Origin of the sequence: Trinickia sp. (assembly GCF_051961175.1) — a bacterium.
Taxonomy (GTDB): Bacteria; Pseudomonadota; Gammaproteobacteria; order Burkholderiales; family Burkholderiaceae; genus Trinickia.
This window is the reverse complement of the sequence record NZ_JBQCDN010000445.1, coordinates 1-4,665: the sequence shown is the minus strand read 5'-3', so window position 1 is coordinate 4,665 and position 4,665 is coordinate 1. Positions and strand designations below refer to the sequence as shown.

Sequence of the window (4,665 nt, the reverse complement as noted above, 5' to 3'; positions counted from 1 at the left end):
CCGCCTGCTGGTTGGCCCACTCAATCGCCATCGCCTGCTCGGGCGTCACAAACAGCCCTTGATTCAGGTGAATCACCGGGCCGTCGAGGAAGATGCCGCTTTGGTTGATCAAAATGCTCGACGCACCGTGCGAAAGCCGAATGCTGTCCGGCTTCAGCGTGACGACGCTCCCACCGACGCGATGCTCGATCTCGTCGGTGGCCTGATAGCTCTGCTTCCCAGGCCCCGCGTCGCCTGCAAGTGCCTGTACGCCTACCGTGTTAGCGGTCGTGAAGCGTGCCTTCGCGATCTTTTCCGACAAGCTGCCTTGTGCAACGTGCTTGCTCTCGTCGCCCTTCAACACCGAAATGCTCCGAGCGCCCGCCTCCACTGTGTGCGTCTCGTTGTCTTTGATAATGGTATTCATGTCCTTCTGCGCGTGCAGAAAGACCTCCTGCGCACCATTGACATCCGAGAACCGCAGTTCGTTGAACCCTTTGCCTTTATGCGTTTGGCTACGAATACCCATCGTCTGCCCGGCAGTCCCGTGATACGGGTTGGCCGCTTCCCCGTTGAACACGCGGCCGATCACCAGGGGCATATCAGGGTCACCCTGATCGTGCGCTATCACGACCTCCTGGCCGACACGCGGGATCGCGGAGCCACCCCACCCCTTGCCAGCCCAGGGCTGCGATACCCGGATCCACATCGAATCGGTGCCGTCCATCTTGCCGCGCCGGTCCCACGGAAAATGCACCTTCACGCAACTTCCGTCGGTGTAGATTTCATGGCCCGGAGGGCCCACCACGATCGCTGTCTGCGTACCCTGCATGGACGGCTTGGGCGTACGCCGCTCCGGCCGGAAGGGGATGTCGATCGGCAAACACGTGAACGAATTGCGATAAGGCAGCCGCGCCACCTGCTGCGTGTAGTCGTTCACGGCCTCATGCCGCACATGCAGGATGGCCAACGCCTTGCTGTTGTAGGTCGACGAGCGGTGATTGACGAGCTTGAACCGCCCAATCGTCGTCATTCCCGACGCGTATCCGGTACCGGTAAAGCGCCGAGCCTGCGCCTCTTCCGCCTCCATCGCGTAGCGCACGTAGCGCTGGCCATTGTCAAAATCATCGTAGAGCGATTGATGCTCGAAGCGCTCAGTATCCCCGATATTCGAGTGCTTCAAGCTCTGCGCACGCGCCTCCACCAGCATCAACTTCGACGACGGCCGCTCGGCATTGAAATCCCGGTAAGTCACCTTGCCGACACGAAAACTAAATGCCTCGTCCCATCGGTCGATGCCATCTCGTTCGCTCGCCGCGCTATCGGCGTGGTACTCGATCTCGCCGAGCGTTGGAAGCTCGCGAAAGATAGCGTTGCTATCGCTAATCACGAGGGTGTGCTTGCCCTTCTCGTAGCGGAAGGTCCAAATCAGCCCCTCTTGCTCCATGAGTCGCGCGCAGAAGTTGTAGTACGACTCGCAGTACATGACCATGTACTTCAACTCGGGGCGCTTATTGCGCACATCGAACTCGAAGTCCGAAAAGCCCTGCTCATGGAAGATCGTGGCGAGGATGCTCTCGGGTGTCTCATGCTGGAAGATGCGGCAGTCCGTGGAGCGAGTCAGGAACCAGAACCAAGGCACAACCGACATTTCGTAGCGCGTGACATTGCCTGAGCTACCGACCCGGCCGAACGACGCCACATAGCCATCGAAGTAACGGCGATTGTCGATCTCCCGCGAGACCGCGACGATCCGCTCCAAACTGTAATTACGCGTATTGGGGTCCAGCGTGATGTTCACGCGCTGGCCGACGATCTGCTGCGGCTCGATATTGTTCTGATGCGAGAGCGCATCGATGTGGATTTCCGTCAAATGATTGACATGCTCGTCCACGAGCAAAGCATTGATGAGCAGCACGTCCGGACCGAGCGGAGAGTCCATCGTGGCGTAGCGATTTTGCTGCGTGAACTTGGGGCGATCGCCTGTGAGGCTGTTGATCGCACTGGCGATCGATTCCGGCGTTTTGCCCATGAGCGCCATGCCGGCCTGGGCGAGTTGGATCGCGCTGGACGCCCCATGCAAGAGGCCCGCGCCTGGCATGCCGGCCAACGCACCGAGTTGGCCCGCCATTCCGGCGGCTTGGCCCAAACCCGAAAGTCCACCGGTCGACGGTGCGCCGCCACCTCCGGCGTTTCCCATTGGTGCAAAACTCATGTTTAACCTCTTCTTTTATCTCGCCCGAACGACCCGCCCATGAAATGATCGAACCGTTCACCGACAATGCGCTCTCACCCGCCTTGCAGAGGCGCCAATATATCAAATTGCAACGGCTTTTTTAATCGCTTTCAGCCCCGTCTTCAGGGAAGGTTTTTTGTCAATCGCCCAAGGACAGCCACCGGTATAGACCGAACCGGGTTCAAATCAGAGCCATGCGCCCTTCTCGCGGAGGACATTTTCGAATCACAACTCCCGTGCGAGCCGATACCGCGACCAATTGCGTCGCACTGTTGAAGTCCACGTAGGCGGCAAAGAAGCGATCCATCACGCCGATCAGCGTATTCATGCATTCCGATTCAAAGCGTTGCTCGTCGAGCGACATCGTAATTTCGATCCCGGGCTCCAAGCTCCCGACTCCCGCAGCCATCGTCCAGAGCTTCACACCGCGCCAGCGCAGGGCCGTAATGCCTTCGATATGCGGAGCTTGCCGGCCCGCATGTGCGGCGAATTGTCGAAATAGCGCTTTGAGGGCAGCGAGCCCAAGCTGATCGAGGCGACAGACCTGCGGCGTCATCTGCGCCAGAAGCTTCCACCCGTGACCGCGCTCCGGCTTTGGCCATTGGCTCGGCGTTGGCTGCCGCAACAGCACAATCGGGCATTTGAGTTCGGCGCCGATCGCTTCCAAGTCGCCGCCCGGCGTACCGATTGGCATGCCCGCCGGCAGATTGCGGTTCGTGCACGTGACCTTGATTGCCAGATCCTTCGGGTCCAGCAGCCCTACCTTACCGTCCAGTTTGCGCAGCACAAGCGCGGATTCACGGCCAGGATTCTCCCGTGCGGCCCGCCCGTTGCGCAGTTGCTCCCACACCGGTGCGCCGTAGTACTTCCGATGCCCGAATCCGTGCAGCGGCTCGATCAATTCCCGGTTCGATGAACCGGCTTTGTTCAGATAAACCTCGTCGATCGACCAGACTTCGGTATCGGCTACCTCGGGCACGCCACTCGGCACGACGGAATATCTAGGCTCGGAATCGCCGGGTGCCTCAGTCACGTCGCCGGGCTCTACGGTGCGCTGGAATAGGTTTGCAACAGGCGTACAGAAAAGCTTCAGGTTCCCGGCGTTAACTGCCGACAGGCGTTGCGCGATCGACGAGTCGTGACGGACGCCTGCAATGGTTAGATGCAGCGTGACAGAGCTCGCCCCCTGCGCACCGTCCAGCACGGTTTGCTTGAGCATCGCGAAGTCGACATCGACGAAATGAAACCGCTCCGGGAACGCGAAATACTCCAACAGCAGGCGCAACGGAAAGTCCCTTCGGGGTCCGAGGCCGAACAAGCTGTCTGCGTCATCAAAACCCGCTGCGGCAATCGGTACGGCTTTGAGCGCTCGCCATTCTCCACGATCGTCCCTATCGGCAAACGCACCGATCGCATGAAGCAAAAGTCCATCGCTTAACGCGGCGACAATCTGCGGCGCACCATCCAGAAAGATCCGTACACGATCAGGAACGGCTGCGAAGCCAGCTCGCTCCTCAAGCGCTTTAAAGGTGATCGAGAGGATGCCAAGCGCATCAGCAGGAAGGATCACGCTCCGCGGTGCATGGGCCACCGCAGCGTATCGCACCTGACCCATAGAAAACGGAGCAATCGTGACGTCATACGCCGATCGAAAGCGATATTTGCCATGATCCGACATGAACTCCGTTTCTCGCGGGATCGTGCGTGCGCTGCTCGACGGATCGGGCTCAGCCTGGATTTGCACAATCGAGCACGCAGGAAACGGACGCAGCACCTCCGGATGCAAGCGCTCCAACATCTCGTTGGGCACTTCCGGATGGTCGTCGTCGATGCGTGCCGCCGCTCGCGCGTTGCTCAGCGCGGCGGACTGCAACAGCCGCTCGACATGCGGATCGTCACAGTGCTCGCCTGAGATGCCAAGTTTTGCGGCGTGAGCGGGGTGGCGCTCCGAGAACACGCGCATCGACTTGCGCAGCAACGCCAGTTCGCGTTCGTAGTACGGGAGGATGTCTTCCGGTTGGGGAAAGTCGTTCATTGCGTGTCTAGCTTTCCAGCAGCCTCACGCCGTCGCTTTCGCTGCGTTTCCGGGCGAGTCGTGATGCTGATGAAGTAGCAGCGCGCGCACTCCCATTCGAGCCGCGTCGCGCTATTCACATAGGTATCCGAAATGCACCGCCCGCCGCGCTCGGCTGCGATCTCTCGCATGCGTTCGGGCAACTTATTGCTCCGGTTCGTGTATGCGTTTTTTCCGCCGCAAGCGTTCGAAGACGGTTCGCGATTCCGAATGGCAGAATCGTTGGGACCGACAGCGCGACACCGTAGTTTCGGGGTGACCGTAAGCTCACGCCGATAGCGCCATAGGCGCGCTTGGTGAGGCTATATCCCACGCCCCGTTCAACTCGCGTCGTCAGCCTTCACACCCAGCAACTCACGAATATGCGCAAGCGAGC

Annotated in this window: 2 protein-coding genes and 1 pseudogene; all 3 read right to left on the bottom strand. The window is 59.9% G+C overall.

The genetic code is table 11. The features are described from left to right. A partial coding sequence (locus tag ACTHL0_RS25300) for a type VI secretion system Vgr family protein (RefSeq protein WP_440569813.1) occupies window positions 1-2,194 on the bottom strand: 2,194 nt, incomplete at its 3' end. A gap of 202 nt (window positions 2,195-2,396) precedes the next feature. After that, window positions 2,397-4,250, bottom strand: a complete 1,854-nt coding sequence (gene tssF, locus ACTHL0_RS25295) for a type VI secretion system baseplate subunit TssF (protein ID WP_440569812.1) — start codon at window positions 4,248-4,250, stop codon at window positions 2,397-2,399. Beyond that, window positions 4,247-4,426: pseudogene (locus tag ACTHL0_RS25290) on the bottom strand (hypothetical protein); the annotation flags it as partial. The pseudogene ACTHL0_RS25290 and the gene tssF, both read right to left, overlap by 4 nt. Window positions 4,427-4,665 lie beyond the last annotated feature (239 nt).

Excerpts from the sequence above, each read along its gene's own strand:
- tssF (WP_440569812.1), bottom strand. The coding sequence starts at position 4,250 with ATGAACGACTTTCCCCAACCGGAAGACATCCTCCCGTACTACGAACGC.